General features: G+C 70.7%; 16 protein-coding genes and 2 pseudogenes. 11 read left to right on the forward strand and 7 right to left on the reverse strand.

Annotation, left to right across the window (positions count from 1 at the left end; genetic code table 11):
- The first annotated feature begins 6 nt into the window (after window positions 1-6).
- Genes QF034_RS01100 through QF034_RS01125 form a run of 6 tightly spaced genes read left to right on the forward strand, consistent with a single transcriptional unit; the run spans window position 7 to window position 6,618 of the window.
- Entirely contained in the window at window positions 7-1,575 is a 1,569-nt protein-coding gene (locus QF034_RS01100) for an ATP-binding cassette domain-containing protein (protein WP_307173093.1), read from the forward strand.
- Window positions 1,575-2,591 carry an ABC transporter permease gene (locus QF034_RS01105; RefSeq protein ID WP_307173094.1) on the forward strand — a complete coding sequence of 339 codons (1,017 nt, stop codon included), beginning with the start codon at window positions 1,575-1,577 and terminating at the stop codon, window positions 2,589-2,591. The genes QF034_RS01100 and QF034_RS01105 overlap by 1 nt, the downstream gene beginning before the upstream one ends.
- Window positions 2,592-2,606: 15 nt before the next feature.
- Window positions 2,607-3,365 (forward strand): cyclase family protein, encoded by a 759-nt coding sequence (locus QF034_RS01110; RefSeq protein ID WP_307173095.1) that lies wholly within the window; start codon window positions 2,607-2,609, stop codon window positions 3,363-3,365.
- Window positions 3,362-4,411 carry a hotdog family protein gene (locus tag QF034_RS01115; protein WP_307173096.1) on the forward strand — a complete coding sequence of 350 codons (1,050 nt, stop codon included), beginning with the start codon at window positions 3,362-3,364 and terminating at the stop codon, window positions 4,409-4,411. The genes QF034_RS01110 and QF034_RS01115 overlap by 4 nt, the downstream gene beginning before the upstream one ends.
- Window positions 4,412-4,446: 35 nt before the next feature.
- Window positions 4,447-5,160 (forward strand): GntR family transcriptional regulator, encoded by a 714-nt coding sequence (locus tag QF034_RS01120; protein ID WP_307173097.1) that lies wholly within the window; start codon window positions 4,447-4,449, stop codon window positions 5,158-5,160.
- 6 nt (window positions 5,161-5,166) lie between these two features.
- Window positions 5,167-6,618 (forward strand): xylulokinase, encoded by a 1,452-nt coding sequence (locus QF034_RS01125; protein ID WP_307173098.1) that lies wholly within the window; start codon window positions 5,167-5,169, stop codon window positions 6,616-6,618.
- 292 nt (window positions 6,619-6,910) lie between these two features.
- On the opposite strand, the gene QF034_RS01130 is transcribed toward QF034_RS01125, so the two are convergent.
- Window positions 6,911-7,321 (reverse strand): nitroreductase family protein, encoded by a 411-nt coding sequence (locus tag QF034_RS01130; protein WP_307173099.1) that lies wholly within the window; start codon window positions 7,319-7,321, stop codon window positions 6,911-6,913.
- Between the two features lie 167 nt (window positions 7,322-7,488).
- On the opposite strand from QF034_RS01130, the gene QF034_RS01135 reads away from it, so the two are divergent.
- Window positions 7,489-7,623, forward strand: a complete 135-nt coding sequence (locus tag QF034_RS01135) for a hypothetical protein (RefSeq protein WP_307173100.1) — start codon at window positions 7,489-7,491, stop codon at window positions 7,621-7,623.
- Window positions 7,624-8,114: 491 nt separating this feature from the next.
- Here the strand turns inward: QF034_RS01135 and QF034_RS01140 are convergent, their stop codons facing one another.
- From QF034_RS01140 to QF034_RS01150, 3 genes and pseudogenes are all read right to left on the reverse strand, one after another.
- Window positions 8,115-8,750, reverse strand: a complete 636-nt coding sequence (locus QF034_RS01140; protein WP_307173101.1) for a DUF6461 domain-containing protein — start codon at window positions 8,748-8,750, stop codon at window positions 8,115-8,117.
- Between the two features lie 100 nt (window positions 8,751-8,850).
- Window positions 8,851-8,967 (reverse strand): annotated as a pseudogene (locus QF034_RS01145) (P-loop nucleotide/nucleoside kinase family protein); the annotation flags it as partial.
- 85 nt (window positions 8,968-9,052) lie between these two features.
- Window positions 9,053-9,265, reverse strand: a complete 213-nt coding sequence (locus QF034_RS01150) for a hypothetical protein (RefSeq protein WP_307173102.1) — start codon at window positions 9,263-9,265, stop codon at window positions 9,053-9,055.
- Between the two features lie 5 nt (window positions 9,266-9,270).
- Here QF034_RS01150 and QF034_RS01155 point away from each other — a divergent pair, with 5 nt between their 5' ends.
- Together QF034_RS01155 and QF034_RS01160 are read left to right on the forward strand one after the other, a co-directional pair.
- Window positions 9,271-9,855, forward strand: a complete 585-nt coding sequence (locus QF034_RS01155) for a DinB family protein (RefSeq protein ID WP_307173103.1) — start codon at window positions 9,271-9,273, stop codon at window positions 9,853-9,855.
- Window positions 9,856-9,960: 105 nt separating this feature from the next.
- A pseudogene (locus tag QF034_RS01160) lies at window positions 9,961-10,719 on the forward strand (IS5 family transposase).
- 238 nt (window positions 10,720-10,957) lie between these two features.
- Here QF034_RS01160 and QF034_RS01165 read toward each other — a convergent pair.
- Entirely contained in the window at window positions 10,958-11,263 is a 306-nt protein-coding gene (locus QF034_RS01165) for a hypothetical protein (RefSeq protein WP_307173104.1), read from the reverse strand.
- A gap of 439 nt (window positions 11,264-11,702) precedes the next feature.
- Between QF034_RS01165 and QF034_RS01170 the strand changes: the two genes are divergently transcribed.
- Both QF034_RS01170 and QF034_RS01175 read left to right on the forward strand, forming a co-directional pair.
- Window positions 11,703-12,068 (forward strand): class I SAM-dependent methyltransferase, encoded by a 366-nt coding sequence (locus QF034_RS01170; protein ID WP_307173105.1) that lies wholly within the window; start codon window positions 11,703-11,705, stop codon window positions 12,066-12,068.
- Window positions 12,065-12,631, forward strand: coding sequence for a class I SAM-dependent methyltransferase (locus QF034_RS01175; protein ID WP_307173106.1), 567 nt, complete (start codon window positions 12,065-12,067; stop codon window positions 12,629-12,631). Before QF034_RS01170 ends, QF034_RS01175 begins: the two co-directional genes overlap by 4 nt.
- 241 nt (window positions 12,632-12,872) lie before the next feature.
- On the opposite strand, the gene QF034_RS41395 is transcribed toward QF034_RS01175, so the two are convergent.
- Both QF034_RS41395 and QF034_RS01185 read right to left on the reverse strand, forming a co-directional pair.
- On the reverse strand, window positions 12,873-13,514 hold the full coding sequence (locus QF034_RS41395; RefSeq protein ID WP_370880755.1) for a C40 family peptidase: 642 nt from the start codon (window positions 13,512-13,514) through the stop codon (window positions 12,873-12,875).
- Between the two features lie 700 nt (window positions 13,515-14,214).
- Window positions 14,215-14,343, reverse strand: coding sequence for a hypothetical protein (locus QF034_RS01185; RefSeq protein WP_307173107.1), 129 nt, complete (start codon window positions 14,341-14,343; stop codon window positions 14,215-14,217).
- Window positions 14,344-14,838 lie beyond the last annotated feature (495 nt).

Below are 14,838 nucleotides of genomic sequence, written 5' to 3' on the forward strand. Positions count from 1 at the left end.
GGCCCGATGACTGCCGCGCTGCACGGCGTCACCAAACGGTTCGGGACCTTCGCGGCCCTGAGCGAGGTCTCCCTGACCGTCGAGGACGGTGAGATCCACGCCCTGCTGGGCGCCAACGGCAGCGGCAAGTCCACCCTGGTCCGCACGATGACGGGCGTGTACGTACCCGACGCCGGGCGGATCCTGATCGACGACCGGGACGTCACCGGCGGATGGAGCCCGGCCGCCGCCGCGGCGGCCGGGGTCCGGGTCGTGCACCAGGAGGCCCCGCTGGTGGACCGGCTGTCGATCGCCGAGAACGTGGCCCTGTTCGCCGGCTACCCGCGGGGCCTGTTGGGCCGGATCGCCTGGCGCAGGCTGCGGGCCGACACCCAGCGGCTGCTCGACGACCTGTCGGTCAAGCGGCGCAGCCGGGAGCTGGCCGGGCGCCTCACCGGCGCCGAGCGGGCCATGCTCACCGTGGAACTCGCCGTGCGCACCGCCGGCGAGAACCTGCGGCTGCTGGTCCTCGACGAGGCCACCGCGGCCCTGCCGGAGGCCGAGGCCGAGCCCTTCCTGCGGCACGTGAGGGGCATCGCCGACCGGGGCCTGCCGGTCCTGGCCGTCACCCACCGGCTCGCGGAACTCCCCTTCGCGGACCGGGTCAGCGTCCTGGACGCCGGCCGTGTGGTGATCGAGGGCCCCGCCGCCAAGGTGGAGCGCTCCGAGATCATCCGGGTCATGCGGGGCACCGCCTCGGATGCCCGCTCGGCCGGCGGCGCCCGCGCCGGGGCGGGGGACGACCCCGCCCGGGGCGGGACCGGCATCGCCGCCCTGTGGCGGCGCGAGGCCGGCGGCCGGGACGGCGGTCCCCCGGCGCGGCCGCCGGCCGGCCCCGTGCTCCAGGTACGGGACCTGCGCGGCAACGACGTCGACGGACTCGACCTCGCCCTCGCGCCGGGCGAGATCGTCGGCGTCATCGGGGTGCGCGGCAGCGGCCTGGAGGAGCTGCCGCGCCTGCTCACCGGTGCCGAACAGCGCCGCGCCGGCACCGTCGAGGTCGCCGGGCGCCGGCTGCCCTCGACGCTGCCGCCGAGGGTGGCGATCCGTCAGGGCCTGGTGTTCCTGCCCGCGGACCGGCTCCGCGAAGGGGGCATCCACAACCTGTCGGTCACCGAAAACCTGATCCTGCCCGAGGCACGCACGTTCTGGCACCGGCGGGCTCAGATGCGTACGGCGGTCCGGCAGGTCGTCTCCTACCTCGACGTGCGGCCCACCGACCCGTCGACCGTCTTCGGCCGGCTGTCCGGCGGTAACCAGCAGAAGGTCGTCCTCGGCCGGCTGCTGCGCATGCGGCCACGTGTCCTGGTCCTGGCCGACCCCACCTACGGCGTCGACCCCGCCGCGCGCGAGGTGATGTTCGACGCCATCCGCGACGCCGGAGCGAGCGGCATCGCCGTCCTGATGACCTCGACCGAACCCGAGCAGATGGCGGGCCTGTGCGACCGGGTCCTGGTGCTGCGCGACGGGCGCGTCGCCGAGGAGATCTCCGGACCCGCCATGACCGCCGAGAACCTCATGACGAAGGCCCTGTGATGACCGACAAGACCATCCGGCACATCGGTGCCCCGGCGTCCGGCCGCAGCACGCGCGAACGCCTCAGTCCCGCCCGGCTGCTCTCCTGGGTGAGCGGTTACGAGACGCTCGTACTCCTCGGCCTGCTCATCGTGGTCTTCACCCTCACCTCGGACCGGTTCCTGACGGCCGACAACCTGCAGAACGTGGCCCTGGTGCAGGCCGTCACGGCGACCATGACCCTCGCCGTGCTGATGCCGCTGATCATCGGCGAGTTCGACCTGTCCGTCGGGTATCTCATCGGGTTCCTGGTCATGCTCGAAGCGTTCGTCGCCCAGCACACCAGCAATCCGGGGATCATCATCGCCGCGGGTCCGGTCGTCGGCCTGCTCGTCGGTCTCGTCAACGGGCTGCTGACGGTCTACTTCAAGATCAGCTCGTTCATCGCCACCCTCGGTGTCGGCATCCTGCTCAGCGGCGCGACCCAGGGCATCAGCAACGGCAAGGTCATCTTCGAGAACATCCCGTCCTCCGTGACGACCCTGGCGTCCGAGGACTTCCTGGGCCTGTCGCTGGCGGTGTGGCTGACCCTCCTGCTCGCCGTGGTCCTCTTCTACGTACTGGAGCACACCCCCTTCGGGCGCTTCTGGTACGCCATCGGCGGCTCGGAGCGCGTGGCCTACCTCGCCGGTGTCCGGACCAACCGGATGCGGATGACGGCCTTCGCCACAGCCGGGGTGATCGTGGGCTTCGCCGCCAACTTCGCCCTGGCACAAGCCGGTTCGGCCAACCCCGGCTACGGACCCGAGCTGCTGCTGCCGGCCTACGCCGCGGCGTTCCTGGGGGTGGCCACCTACCGGCCCGGCTACTACAACGTCCTGGGCGCCCTGGTCGCGATCATCCTGCTGGCCATCGGTTTCAACGGACTGAGCCTGCTGGGCGTGCCGTTCTGGGTGCAGCCCATCTTCAACGGAAGCGTGCTGATCATCGCCGTCCTGGTGGCGCGGCAGGAGACCCGCCAGGTGCGGACCGGTTGACCCGAGGAGGACGGGATGCGTACAACGACGGCTGGACAGGACCCGACGACCGTCCGGGCACTGGGCGAGGTACTCGCCGGTGCCCGCCTGGTGGACCTCAGCCGGACCCTGGAAGAGGGCATGCCCACCTACCCCACCCACGCCAAGTACTTCCAGAACCGGTGGCTGTCGATGGGCGACGTCGCCCGCATGAACCAGCTGGTGCTCGGCGAGCACACCGGCACCCATGTCGACAGCCCCTGCCACTTCCCGATCCAGGGCCCGCACGCCGACGTGAGCGTCGGTCAGCTCCCGCTCACCGCGCTCACCGGACGCTGCGCGACCGTCACCCTGGACCCGCCACCCGGACCGGACGAGATGGTCGGCCCCCGGCCCCTGCGTGACTGGGAGGAACACAACGGGCCGCTGCGGGCCGGGGACATCGTGCTGCTGGACTTCCAGTGGGCCCGCACTCGCTGGGGGCTGCACGAGGAGGGCTTCGCCCATCTGGAGAACTGGCCGGGCATCGCGCGGGAGACGGCCGAGCTGCTGCGCGAGCGGTCCGTGCGGGCCGTGGGCACCGACTGCGTCAGCCTCGACAGCGGCGACGGCGGACGCGGCGAACTCCCGGCGCACTACGTGCTGCTGTCCGCCGGCGTGCTCATCATCGAGAACCTGGCCAACCTCGACCGGCTGCCCCCGCTCTCCTTCTTCCTGGCGTTCCCGCTGCGCATCGCGCGCGGCACCGGCTCCCCGCTGCGCGCGGTGGCCGTCGTGGACGGAGCACCGCGATGACCGCGCACCGCACGGCGGTCCTCGGCCGCAACCTCACCGACCCGTCCCGCGCCGTACACGACGAGGACCTCGAGGCGGGCCGGAAACCGCCGGTGTTCGACGAGATCGTCATCCCCGAGGAGTTCGGCCCGGTCGACGTGGTGGTGGACGACCTGAAGGTCAAGCGCTTCGCGTTCACGCAGGACGATCACGGCGACTGGTACCTGCGCGCCGGCCCCGACGGCCCGCGCATCGGCCACGCCGGACTCCTCGCCAACGACCTGCTGCAGCTGTTCACCCTGCACTACGCGGCGAGCCAGGTGGTGGGCCTGCACACGGAGGAGGAGCTCTGGTTCGACCGGCCCGTCCTGGTGGGGCAGCGGGTGCGGCTGGCCGGACGCTACGTGGACACGTACGAGCGCCGGGGGCAGGGCTACGTCGTGATGGAGGCCGACGCCCGGGACGAGGACGGACGCACGCTGGTCCGCCACCGCGGGGTGGAGATCATGCGGACCACGCCGGGAGAGGTGGCGGGCCGCGGCTCGGCCGGTGGTGGGAGCGGCCGCAGGGTCAGCGACGCCTACGACACGTCCGTGCCCCTCGCGGAGCGGCTGGGCGGCGGGACGGTGACCGGGATGGGGCTGGAGCCGCTGCGTAAGGAGATCACGTTCGAGCAGATGGCCGTGTTCTCCCGGATCGGCGAGTTCGTCACCAACATCCACGACAGTCTCGTCACCGCACGGGCCGCCGGTCTGGCGGTACCGATCGTCCAGGGTCAGCAACTGGTCTGCTACCTGGCCGAGTTGCTCACCCGTGCCTTCGGCGCCGAGTGGTTCCGCACCGGCTGGCTGCGCGTGAAGTTCCTGCGGCCGGTGAGCGCCTTCGACAGCGTCGAGGCCGCGGGCGCGGTGCGCGAGGTGGAGCATGACGGCTCCCGGACCCGTATCGGTCTGGACGTGTGGGTGCGCCGCGGCGACGGAAGCCTGGCCGCGGTCGGCTGGGCGCGTGGCGAGGTCCCGACCGGTCGGCCGGCGCGTGGGATCCTGCCCTTCACGGGCAACGGGTGACCCGGCGTGCGGCCAGCGACAGAGGGAGGCACCGCATGGCACGACTGCCGATGTACGAGGTGATCTACCGTGACCTCGACAGGCAGCTGTCCTGCGGCACGCTGGGCCCCGGTGACCGGCTGCCGTCCGAGAGCGAGATGGCGGACCACTACGGCGTCAGCAGAATGACGGTGCGGCAGGCGGTGGGCCGTCTCACCGACGAACGCCGGCTGGTCCGCCGCCGTGGCGCCGGCACCTTCGTGGCCGACCATCACGCCACGTACCGCAAGGTTCACACGCTCGGGCCGTTCAGCCAGGACATCGGCCGCGGGGACGCCGCCGTCGACACCCTGGTCCGCGTCCGTGAGGTCACGGACGCACCGGAGGAGGTCAGCGACCGACTCGGCCTCAAACCCCGGCAGAAGGTGGTACGGCTGCTGCGGGTGCGCGTCGTCGACGGCCAGCCGGCCGCCATCCAGGACTCCTGGATCCCCTACGGGCTGGCGCCCGCCCTCGCCGACGAGGAGTTGCTCGGCGGGTCCCTGTACCGGACTCTGGCCGACCGCTTCGGCATCAGGCTGGCCTGGGCCGAGCAGGAGGTGTCGGCCGCCGCGGCCGACGCCGAGCAGGCCGCGCTGCTCCAGGTCGCACCGGGCATGCCGCTCATCGCCATCACCCGGCTCACCCACAGCGACGGGGCCGGGCCGGTGGAGTTCGCGCACAGCTGGAGCCGGCCCGAGTTCCCGCTGCTCATCAGGCTCGGGAGGTGACGTGGGATGGCGAGCGACGACGTCGTGTGTGCCGTCGACGTCGGCACATCGGCCGTCCGGGCCGCCTTGGTGACACGCGACGGACACCGGCTGCTCGACGCCCGCGGGGAGCGAGGCCCCGACGAGGGCGCCGAGACCTTCGACGCCGAGCGCCTGTGGGACGGGCTCTGCCACGTTCTGCGCCGGGTCACCTCGCGTGCCCCCGTGGGCTCCCGCCTGCGGTGCCTCGCCCTCGCGGGACATGTCGGCCAGGTCCTGGTCGACGAGCGGAGCCGTCCGCTGGGCCGGGCCGGGGGGTGGGCCGACGCACGCGGCGTCCGCGAGGTCGCGGCCCGGTGGCCCGACCCGGCCACCGCCCTCCACCTGACGGGCCGCCCCGCCATGACGGGCGGAGCGGTCCCCTTGCTGCACTGGCTGAAGGACAACGACCCGTCACTGCACCGGCGGATCAGGTGGGTTCTCGCTCCCAAGGACTTCCTCGTCCTGCGCCTGACCGGGCAGGCCGCGACGGACGTGACCAGCGCGGCGTACACGCTGGGCAGCGACGTCACCCGCCAGGTCTGGGACCCCCGGCTGCTCGCCGTGGGAGGCAAGGGTCCCGAGCACTTCCCCCCGCAACACGCGGCGACGGACATCGTCGGTGCCGTCACCCGGGCCGCCGCCGACACCACGGGCCTCCCTCCTGGCCTGCCGGTGGCCGCCGGAGGTCCCGACGGCACGGTCGGCGCCGCCGCCGTGGCAGGCTCCGCCCCCGGCTCCGTCGTGGACGTGGCCGGCACCACCGACGTACTGACCCGGGTGATCACCTCCCCCGACGAACGTCCCCCCGCCGCGGTACTCAACCCCTACCTCGCTCCCGGCCTGTGGACCTGTGGCGGGGCGACCGGGATGACCGGCGGAGCGCTGGCCTACTGGGTCCGCCTGCTGGGACTCGGCGACCCGGCCACCGCGCTGCACCGGCTGGGTCCCGACGTCCGCGCCGTCCCTCCCGGCAGCGCGGGGCTGTCCATGTCCCCGCTGCTCACCGGCAGCCGTTTCCCCGGCTGGAACCAGAGGGAGCGGGGCAGGCTCTGGGGCCTCGGCGAACACCACTCCGCCGCCCACGTGCTGCGCGCCGCGCAGGAGGCCGCCGCCTATGTCGTACGCCAGGCCGTGGACATCCTCATGGCCGACGACGCTCCGGACGTGCCCGTCATCCTGACCGGCGGACCATCACGCTCACCCGACGTGGCACAGCTGCGGGCCGACGTCCTGGGCCGGCCGGTACACGCCAGCTCGGAGGCCGACGCCACCCTGCACGGCGCCGCCCTGCTCGCCCTGGTCGCCGCAGGCCTGGAACCCGACCTGCCGACAGCCCAGGCCCGCAGGGCACCCCCTGTGCGCCGGTTCCTCCCCCAGGCCCCGGTCGCAGCACGCTACGACAAGCTCTACCGGCAGTGGCAACAGGCCAAGGACTGACGCCTCAGCGGCAGCTCGCGTCCCGGACCTGCCCGCGTCGCTTCTACGAGGAGGGGCCGGCCGTCCGTCTTGTGGTGTCAGCGTTCCGCCTCACCGGGCGCCAGCGCCGCCAGTGCGTGCCGGGCGGGACCCGGTCGAACGAGCACACCGCCCCGGACAACCTCATCCTCCCGGCGCCGGGCCCGGCGCCGGATGGTTCCGCGGGCGGAGGAACTACTGCCTGTCGAGGACTCCCGGGGTGTCATGCAGGACACGCTCCGCTGCAGCGGAACCCGCTCCGTGCGGAGTGTGTTCACCGGTGCCGCCGGGCCAGCCATGCCGAAGGAGATGCCGAACAGCAGCTTGAGCTCCGCGGGGACGCCCAGGAACTCGCGGACGGTGTCGGCGTAGACGCCGAGTAGGGTCTGCGGGATGCCGGCCAGCCCTCGGGCCGCCAGCGAGAGCAGGAAGTTCTGCGCGTAGGTCCGTCCTCCTCCTCGGCCTGGAGCAGTTCTTTGGCCAGGGCGTCCCGCGCCGCACCCGAGACGACGCGCACCGTCCACGGCTGGGTATTGCTGTTCGAGGGGGCCGTCCGTGCGTCTTCCAGCACGCGCGGATGTCCGAAGGGGACAGGGCGGTGGGCAGGAACTGCCGGGGCGAGCGTCGGGAGCGCGCGATGTCGGTGAAGGGTGATGCGGTGCCGGGCAAGGCGGTTCCTCTCCATGGCGCGCAATCACCGCCATGGCGGCAGCAGCGCAGCGCAGTACGGCAGGCCACGCAAGGCAGCCGGCGTCAGGGCCGGGTGCAGGATGCGCCCTGCGAGTGCCGGCAGGCTTGCGGGTGCTCGCAGGCAGCGGCACGCCGAGACTGCAGGCTGCAGCGCGGGGGACTGTGCGCGTTGTCTCCCTCATCGTGGACGGCCGCGCCGCCGAAGCCGCCCAGTTGATGCGAGGCCACATCACCCACAGCCTCACCGCAAGCGCCATCAGCGCCCTCGAAGTCCGCGAGGGCACTCGCGTGACGTGACGCAGGGACGCTCACCGGCGCGCTCGTGCGCCCATAGCTGGTGGTCGACGTCGACGTCGACGTCGCCCGCGGTGCCGGCGGGCGGTGGCGTCACCCGGCACGCTGCACCGCCCTCGCCCCGACCTCTCCCCCGCCGGCGTCCCCTTCACGACAACGTCGCCGTGACGAAGGCGTCGGGAGAGTGCGTAGCCGCCGCGCTTATCCAGGCCAGAGCGCAGCGCGGTTCCGACTCGGTCGGGCGAACCCCACCATCCCGCAGAACCTCGGCGGACATCCGCGTGTCATTGACCCATCCCGGCCACGCCCCGCAGGCCCTTCCCCATCAGCAGGCCCGGCCGGCCCCACCCCCGCACAACCCGGCACCCGGCGATGAAGGACCACTGCTCGGCCTGCCCAGTGCCATCGTTCTGATGCTCGGTGTCCTCGTCGCCACCGGCGCCGGTGTAGGAGGCATGCGGTCGGCCGCGCTGGGAAGGCCGCATCGCACCGACTCAGTACCCGTCAGCGATTTTGATCGTAAGAAGGCGGCGCTCATCGGCTTCCTGGGGCACCGTGCACTTCAGCCGCTGCTGGATCGCTCGCACTGCATTCGCGTAGGCATCGTGGCGCTCACCGTTGTTGATGGCCGCGACGTGCCCGGTGAGCCGCTCAAGCACTTCAGGCCGCGCACCGGAGTCGATGTCAGGGAAGAGCGGATCGAAGGATGAGAGGATCTCGCCGTCCTCGGCGTAGGAGATCCAGCACGCGCCTGACTCGCTGTCCCTCAGTGAGAGCGCCACTGTCTTACGGGACGCCGACTTCACGATGCCGTCTGCCGCCAGATAGGACTCCTCGGGCTCGATCACGAATGACCAACCGCCGTGTTCGCCGGCCCGAAGAACGGGACCATCGCTGACGAGCACTCCGCTGTCCTGCAGCTGCTCAAGGTCCAGCTCCGGCATGTCATTCTCGTCGATGTCCTCGCCGAGGGCCTCAATGGTCATTGTGTCCAAGCGGGTCAAGGCGACAGGACGAAGACCTGCACCTCCTACCCGCACCAGAAGTTCAGCGGGAGCGATGCCTCTGACGAACACAGCGCAGTAGCCGAACTGATAGAGCCCACGATTAGGGAAGATGTCGCTGGTCACTGTGATACCCCGTCGGATTCCTTGATACGGCGTGAGCCGGCCCCGATCGCCCCCACGCCCTCGTTCTGGTTCCTCGGCATGCTGGCACGGGCACACTTGTCGGGAGCACCCACTCATCACGCGTCAGCCGCAGCGCGCCGTGCTCCTTGGCCAGCTGCCGCGCTCTCGTGGTCTTTCCGGCCCCGGGCAGGCCGACCGTCAGGAACAACGTCGTCACGCCCAGAGCTTGTCACGAAAGCCAAGTGATCAGGGCTTGAGCCAAAGGCGGATCGAAGCCACGGTGACGGTGCCGTGGGAGTTCTTCAGCGCGTTGATCGTTCGCCCGCAAGATCCACCTTGCCGGTGAGGGCGGACTCCGCCCACTGGCCCTTCTTCCGCTTGCCGAAACGCGCAGGCAGATCCCGCCACGGCGCCCCGGTCCGGTTCCGGTACAGGCTGGCCAGGCCTCGGCTCTGCCAGTCGTTGCGGACCACGTACGGGATCTTGAGACCACGAGCAGCCCATGGCAGGCTCATGCCGCATGATCGCTGAATTCGCGAAAGACAACCTGCACGGGAGACTGCGGCGGGACCGCAAGGCGCTGCTCTGGAAACTCGACGGCTTGTCAGAATACGACGCCCGCCGGCCTTTGACAGCGACCGGGACCAACCTCCTCGGCCTGGTCAAACACGTGGCCACCGTCGAGGCCAGGTACTTCGGCGAGGTCTTCGACCGTCCTTCCCCGGAACCGCTGCCCCGATGGCAGGACTACAACGGCAGCGATCTGTGGGCGACCGAGGACGAGACCCGCGATCAGATCATCGGGTTCTACCGACGCACGTGGGAACACTCGGACGCCACGATCAACGAGCTTCCCCTCGACGCCCCCGGCCACGTGCCGTGGTGGCCGGAGCCTTATCCCAACACGAACCTGTTCGCCATCATGGTCCATGTCCTCGGCGAGTCCATCCGGCATGCCGGGCACGCCGATATCCTGCGCGAGGGCCTCGACGGCCGGACCGGGGTGCGCGCCGAAAACGAGCAGCCGATCGACGAGGAAGCCCGTGCAGCCTACTGCGCGAAGATCGAGCAGGCAGCCAGGTCGGCCGCACCAGTCAAGGCTTAGAGGTTGTCTCACGTGACTTGATGTTCGTGCGGCATGGTGCCGGTCGTGGGTGCTGATCTATCGAAGCGTCTGGTTCCTGATGAACTCTGAGAGCCGGCCGCCCCGCTGCTGCCGTCGTTCGCCGCTCGTCCGCAAGGTGGCGGGACCGCTCCGTGTGACGAGCGGACCGTGTTCACGGCAGTGGTGTACGCGCTGACCAGCGGCTGTGCCCGGCGGCATCTGCCACCGACGTTCGGCACGTCGCCCGCCACCGCGCATCGCCGCTTCACGGTATGGACCGAGGCCGGCCTGTGGCGTCGGCTGCACCGGGCGGTGCTGGACGAACTCGGGGCCCGGGGCGAGGTGGACTGAACCTCGGCGATCGTCGACGCGGCCTCCGTTCACGCCAAAAGGGGGGATCGCTGACCGGGCCGAACCCGGCCGATCGCGGCAAGAAGGGCAGCAAGCTGCACGTGCTGTCCGATGCCCAGGGCATCCCGCTCGCCGTCGTTGTGTCCCGCGCGAACATGCACGACAGCCTCGCCCTCAAGCCGCTCATCCGCGGCATACCCGCCCGTCCGGTCCCGCCGGGCACCACGGCGGCGCCGACCCGTCGAACTCCGCGCGAACAAGGCGTACTTCTCGGCCGAACACCTGGCCTGGCTGCGCGAGCGCGGGCTCGTCGCGCGCATCGCGCGGCCCGGCATCGAGTCCGGCGAACGCCTCGGTCGGCACCGCTGGAAGATCGAACGGTCGATCGCCTGGCTCTTCGGCTACCGCCGCCTCACCGTCCGATACGAACCAAAGGGCTCGCACTTCCTCGCCTTCCTCGGCCTGGCCGCCGCCCTGACCTGCTACAGGAAGCTCGCGAAACTTGCCACGTGAGACACCCTCTAGGCGCTGTTTCTCCGATCCACGTCTGCTGTTGCTGGCGGCGGCTGGACCTCGTGCGAGCGTACGAGGCGGGCGAGTTGCCGACCAGCCACCTGTAGTGGTTCCTCGCTGGGTTCGGCTCGGTGAACATGCGAGCCCTGAAAAAGGGGGACCTGCAACACCCACCGCATCGCCGCAAGGGCATCGAGATCTCCTCCACGAGCAGCGCCTGCAACCGGCGCAGTAAGACTCAGGTGTTGGCGGCGCCATGGTGCAGGACGTCGCCCTGTGGAAGCAGGTATCCGACGTTCCGCGTCTGCGGCAACTTTCCTGCCAATGTCGATGCGTCGGTGCAACCAGAGACCTCGAAGCCGATGACCCCGAGGCTGAAGGCAGCGGTCTTGCACGTCTCGGTCCCGATGGCAGCCAGCCAGTCGCTGCTTCCATCACCGCCGCGGATCGCCACACAACCGCACACGACCAGTTGGCCCGTCGGCAGACGGACCTGACCCTGAAGGTGGCCGAACTCGATCAGAGAGCCAACCGTGCACGGCACGGGATCCTGCTCCTCAGGTTCACGGTCTCTCTGTCCAAAGCACCCCTCAACGTCTGCGGCGGACCACAGAGCACTCAGGACGGCCTGAAGCTGGTCGTCATCAGTCGATCCAGCCTCGATGGCCAGCTGGCGCCGATCTGCTTCGACTTGGCGAAGGGGCGATTCGTCGCACTGGGGATCCGGAGTGGACTTATCGGCCGTGAACGTCTTGTCGCAGATGATGTCCCGTTCTTCCTGGCCACCTTGTCATCGCCTCGCGAGTCAGCGGCTGCCCGCCGACGCCGTCGCCCCCGCCCGGGCAGAGGACGAGCCGACAGCTGGGACGGACGCCGTCGGCCCCACCTGCTGCCAATTCCACACCAGTGCCTGACGATGGAATCCCTCGAAGCACAGGAAAACCGGTGGAGGGGTCGGAGTATGTGTCCGTACCGTCCGTGGGATGACCTATCTGAGTCCCCTGGGATATCTGCTGGGCATTGAGGGTGCCGCCTTGCTGCGCGGCTTCAGGGAGGGAAGCGCCGACCGAGCGTTCGTCGAAACCCGGATCGCTGAGATCCGCGCCCTGCTGGACACGCCCGCCCTCGCGCAGGCCGAGGGGGTCACGGCCAGTCCGGGCACGATCAGCGTGACCGACGTCTACCAATCCTGGGCGCCGCACTATGACGCCCCTGGCAACCAGATGATCGACGTTGAGCAGCCCGTTGTCCGGCGCATCCTGGACGGCCTGCCCGTCGGCACGGCCCTGGACGCGGCCTGCGGCACCGGCCGTCATACCACCTACCGCGGGAACTCGGACACGACGTGATCGGTGTCGACGCCTCACCGGAAATGCTCGCCCAGGCCCGCAAGCGCCTGCCAGACGTTGCCTTCCACGAGGCCGACCTGCACCGGTTGCCGCTTCCCGACAACGCGGTCGACACCGTCGTCTGCGCGCTCGCCCTGACGCACGTCCCCGATCTGGCCGCCGTATTGGCGGAGTTCGCGCGTGTCCTGCGCCCTGGCGGAAGCCTCGTGATCTCGGACGCACACCTGCTGGTGTCCTACCTCCGGCCGACCCTGGCCCGCCGTCGCGGAACGGACGGCCGCCCGTCCCTCCTCGCCGAGCACCACCGCCCGCTCAGCGCCTACCTCGCCGCAGCCCTTCCACTGGGCTTCCAAGTCCGGCAATGCGAGGAACCCCGCCGCCCGCGCCACTCCCTCGATCCCGACACCGCCCCGGACCCACTCCCGGCCTATGTGTCCTGGGACTTGTTGCACTGGTGCCCGGAAGCGTCGGCCGCGGCCTTGGACGATTCCCCGATCGCGGTCGTCTGGCACTTCCAACTCGACGGCATCCGGAAGGCTGAGCAACCGGACCAGATCAACTGAGATGGCGTCCGGCATCCACTCGTACGGGCAACGAGCGGCTGGTCCATGGACACCAGAGCGAGTTCGTCGAGGGCGTGGGCCGGGCTGAGCGCCTCCATCACGCATGCGTCCAGGAGTGTCTCCTTGTCCGCGAAGACACGGAAGATCAGGCACACGCGGCCTGACGAGGGCTGGCCTCACGGCACGGCCGCCCTGCCCGGCCCCGTGGGACCCCGCCGCAGCAACCGGCCGGAGAGGGGCGTCAGGCCGGGCGGACCGCGCCCTTGATCGCCGACTGGCCGGCGAAGAACACCGACTCCTCACGGATGAGCGCTCCCGGGCCCGGGGCGTGAATCAGCATGCCGTCGCCGCTCCAGATGCCGACGTGACCGAGGTCGTCGTGGAAGAAGACCAGGTCCCCGGCCTGGGCGTCAGCGAGCGAGACCTGCACTCCCGCTCCCCACTGGGCCTGGGTCGTCCGAGGAAGCGTGACGCCGGCAGCCTTCCACGCGGCCTGGGTCAGACCGGGGGCGTCGTACGATCCCGGCCCGACCGCGCCCCACACACAGGGCCGACCGATCTGCGCTCGGGCGAAGGCGACCACCCGCTCGGCCTGGGTGCTGTGGCCGACGTCCGGCGACAGCCAGGATGCACCGTGGACAGCGGGCGTGAAGGTGGTGGACGGAGTCTCGACTGCCGTTGAGGTAACCGGTCCCGTCGGGACGGCAGCCGCTGCCGGTGCAGCGAGGGCGGGTGCGGTGGTCGGCTCGGCGGGCACCGCCGCAACAGGGGCCGCCAGTGCAGATGCAGGGATGCTCGGCAGACCGGCGCCATAGGTCGCGGTGGTCACGTCGGCCGGTGGACCGGAGGTGTAGTACGCGGCGGGATCGGCTGATACCGCCATGGCATACGGTTCGGTCGCGCCGGCCGTCGGACCGGCACCGTACGTCTCCAACCCGCCCGTCGGAAGATCCACTTGGTGCATACCCGCGGTGGGGTGCGGGACGGTGGGCAGCGTTGCGGCGGACTGCGGACCGGGCAGTGGACCGGACTCCGGGGCAGGCGCTGGTGCGGGCTCGTACAGCGGTCGCGCCCCCACGTCGCCGAGGACCGGCTGTCCACCGGCGCGCCAGGCACTCTCGTCCCACCGGGACTCGCCCGCCGCAGCCGGTGCGACCCGCCGGCCGGAGAGCTCCGGGAGGACTCCAGTGGCCGGTGCCTGGGCTGATCCGCCGGTCAACTCCCCCGCAACGCCGATGGGCGCCTGGGGCGCTTCGATAGCGCGGGGTTCCGCAGGACGTTCCGCCGGGCGCCCGGGCCGTGCCGCCTGGGGCGCGCGGTCGGGACGGGCCGGCAACCTCCTGTCCGGCTGCGACACCGGCACGGTCGGGCCCAGCTTGGCGCGGGCGGCGTCGAACCACTGCCGGGCAAGAGTTCCGACCGCGGGCTCCGTCTCCCCCTGGGACCGGCCGCGGGCGCCCGCGCCCCGCTGGCGCGGGATCGCAGCGAAGCGGGTCGCGTTGAAGGTACCCGTGTCGCTCTCGGCCCGGTCGTAGAGGCTGTCGATCCGCCGCCGGACCTCGTCAGGGCTCGGCCCTTCGCTCTCACTCGCCAACGCGGGCACCAGCAGTCAGCGAGAGCCGGGCCTCGACAGTGAAGGCCTCCGGGCCAAGGGAGTCGGCCTTGCCCGCGGAGTCGGTCACTCCGGGGCGCGAGGTTCGTTCCATCGCCATGGAAAAGGGCGCTCCTTCCGTCCGAGAGCGCACGAAACCACCTGCCTATCGGCGGAAGTCGTGTACGCAGTGGTCAACTTAGCCAACTTGTGAGCCTTCCGTGAAGATCGAAGACCGAAAACGACCGATACGCCTCTGTGACCTTCGCCCCTTCATTCGCAGCACCTACGCAATCCACCCCACAAGTACAGACCTTGGACCGTATGGGGACATCGCGGGCGACTGAGTGAGCGTCAAGGGCGCGAAGGCGACGCCGACGCTCCGATTACCTCTGGTGAGTCACCCACGGTTGAGGCGAGCGGAACCATGGGCGGAAGGCTGCCCCTTCAGACCCCTCGCCGGGCGGGTGAGGGTGAGGTGCGAGCTTGGGGCGTGGTGCACCAGCATCCAGTCCGCGTAGGAGTAGTACTCCCCCACCTCGTGCCACTCGTCGTGGGTCGCCGGACCGTGCTCGTGCGGGTATCCGCTGTCATGGTGCGCGTACGCATCCCGGGC

The sequence above is a fragment of the Streptomyces africanus genome, assembly GCF_030816955.1.
Classification (GTDB): Bacteria; Actinomycetota; Actinomycetes; order Streptomycetales; family Streptomycetaceae; genus Streptomyces; species Streptomyces africanus.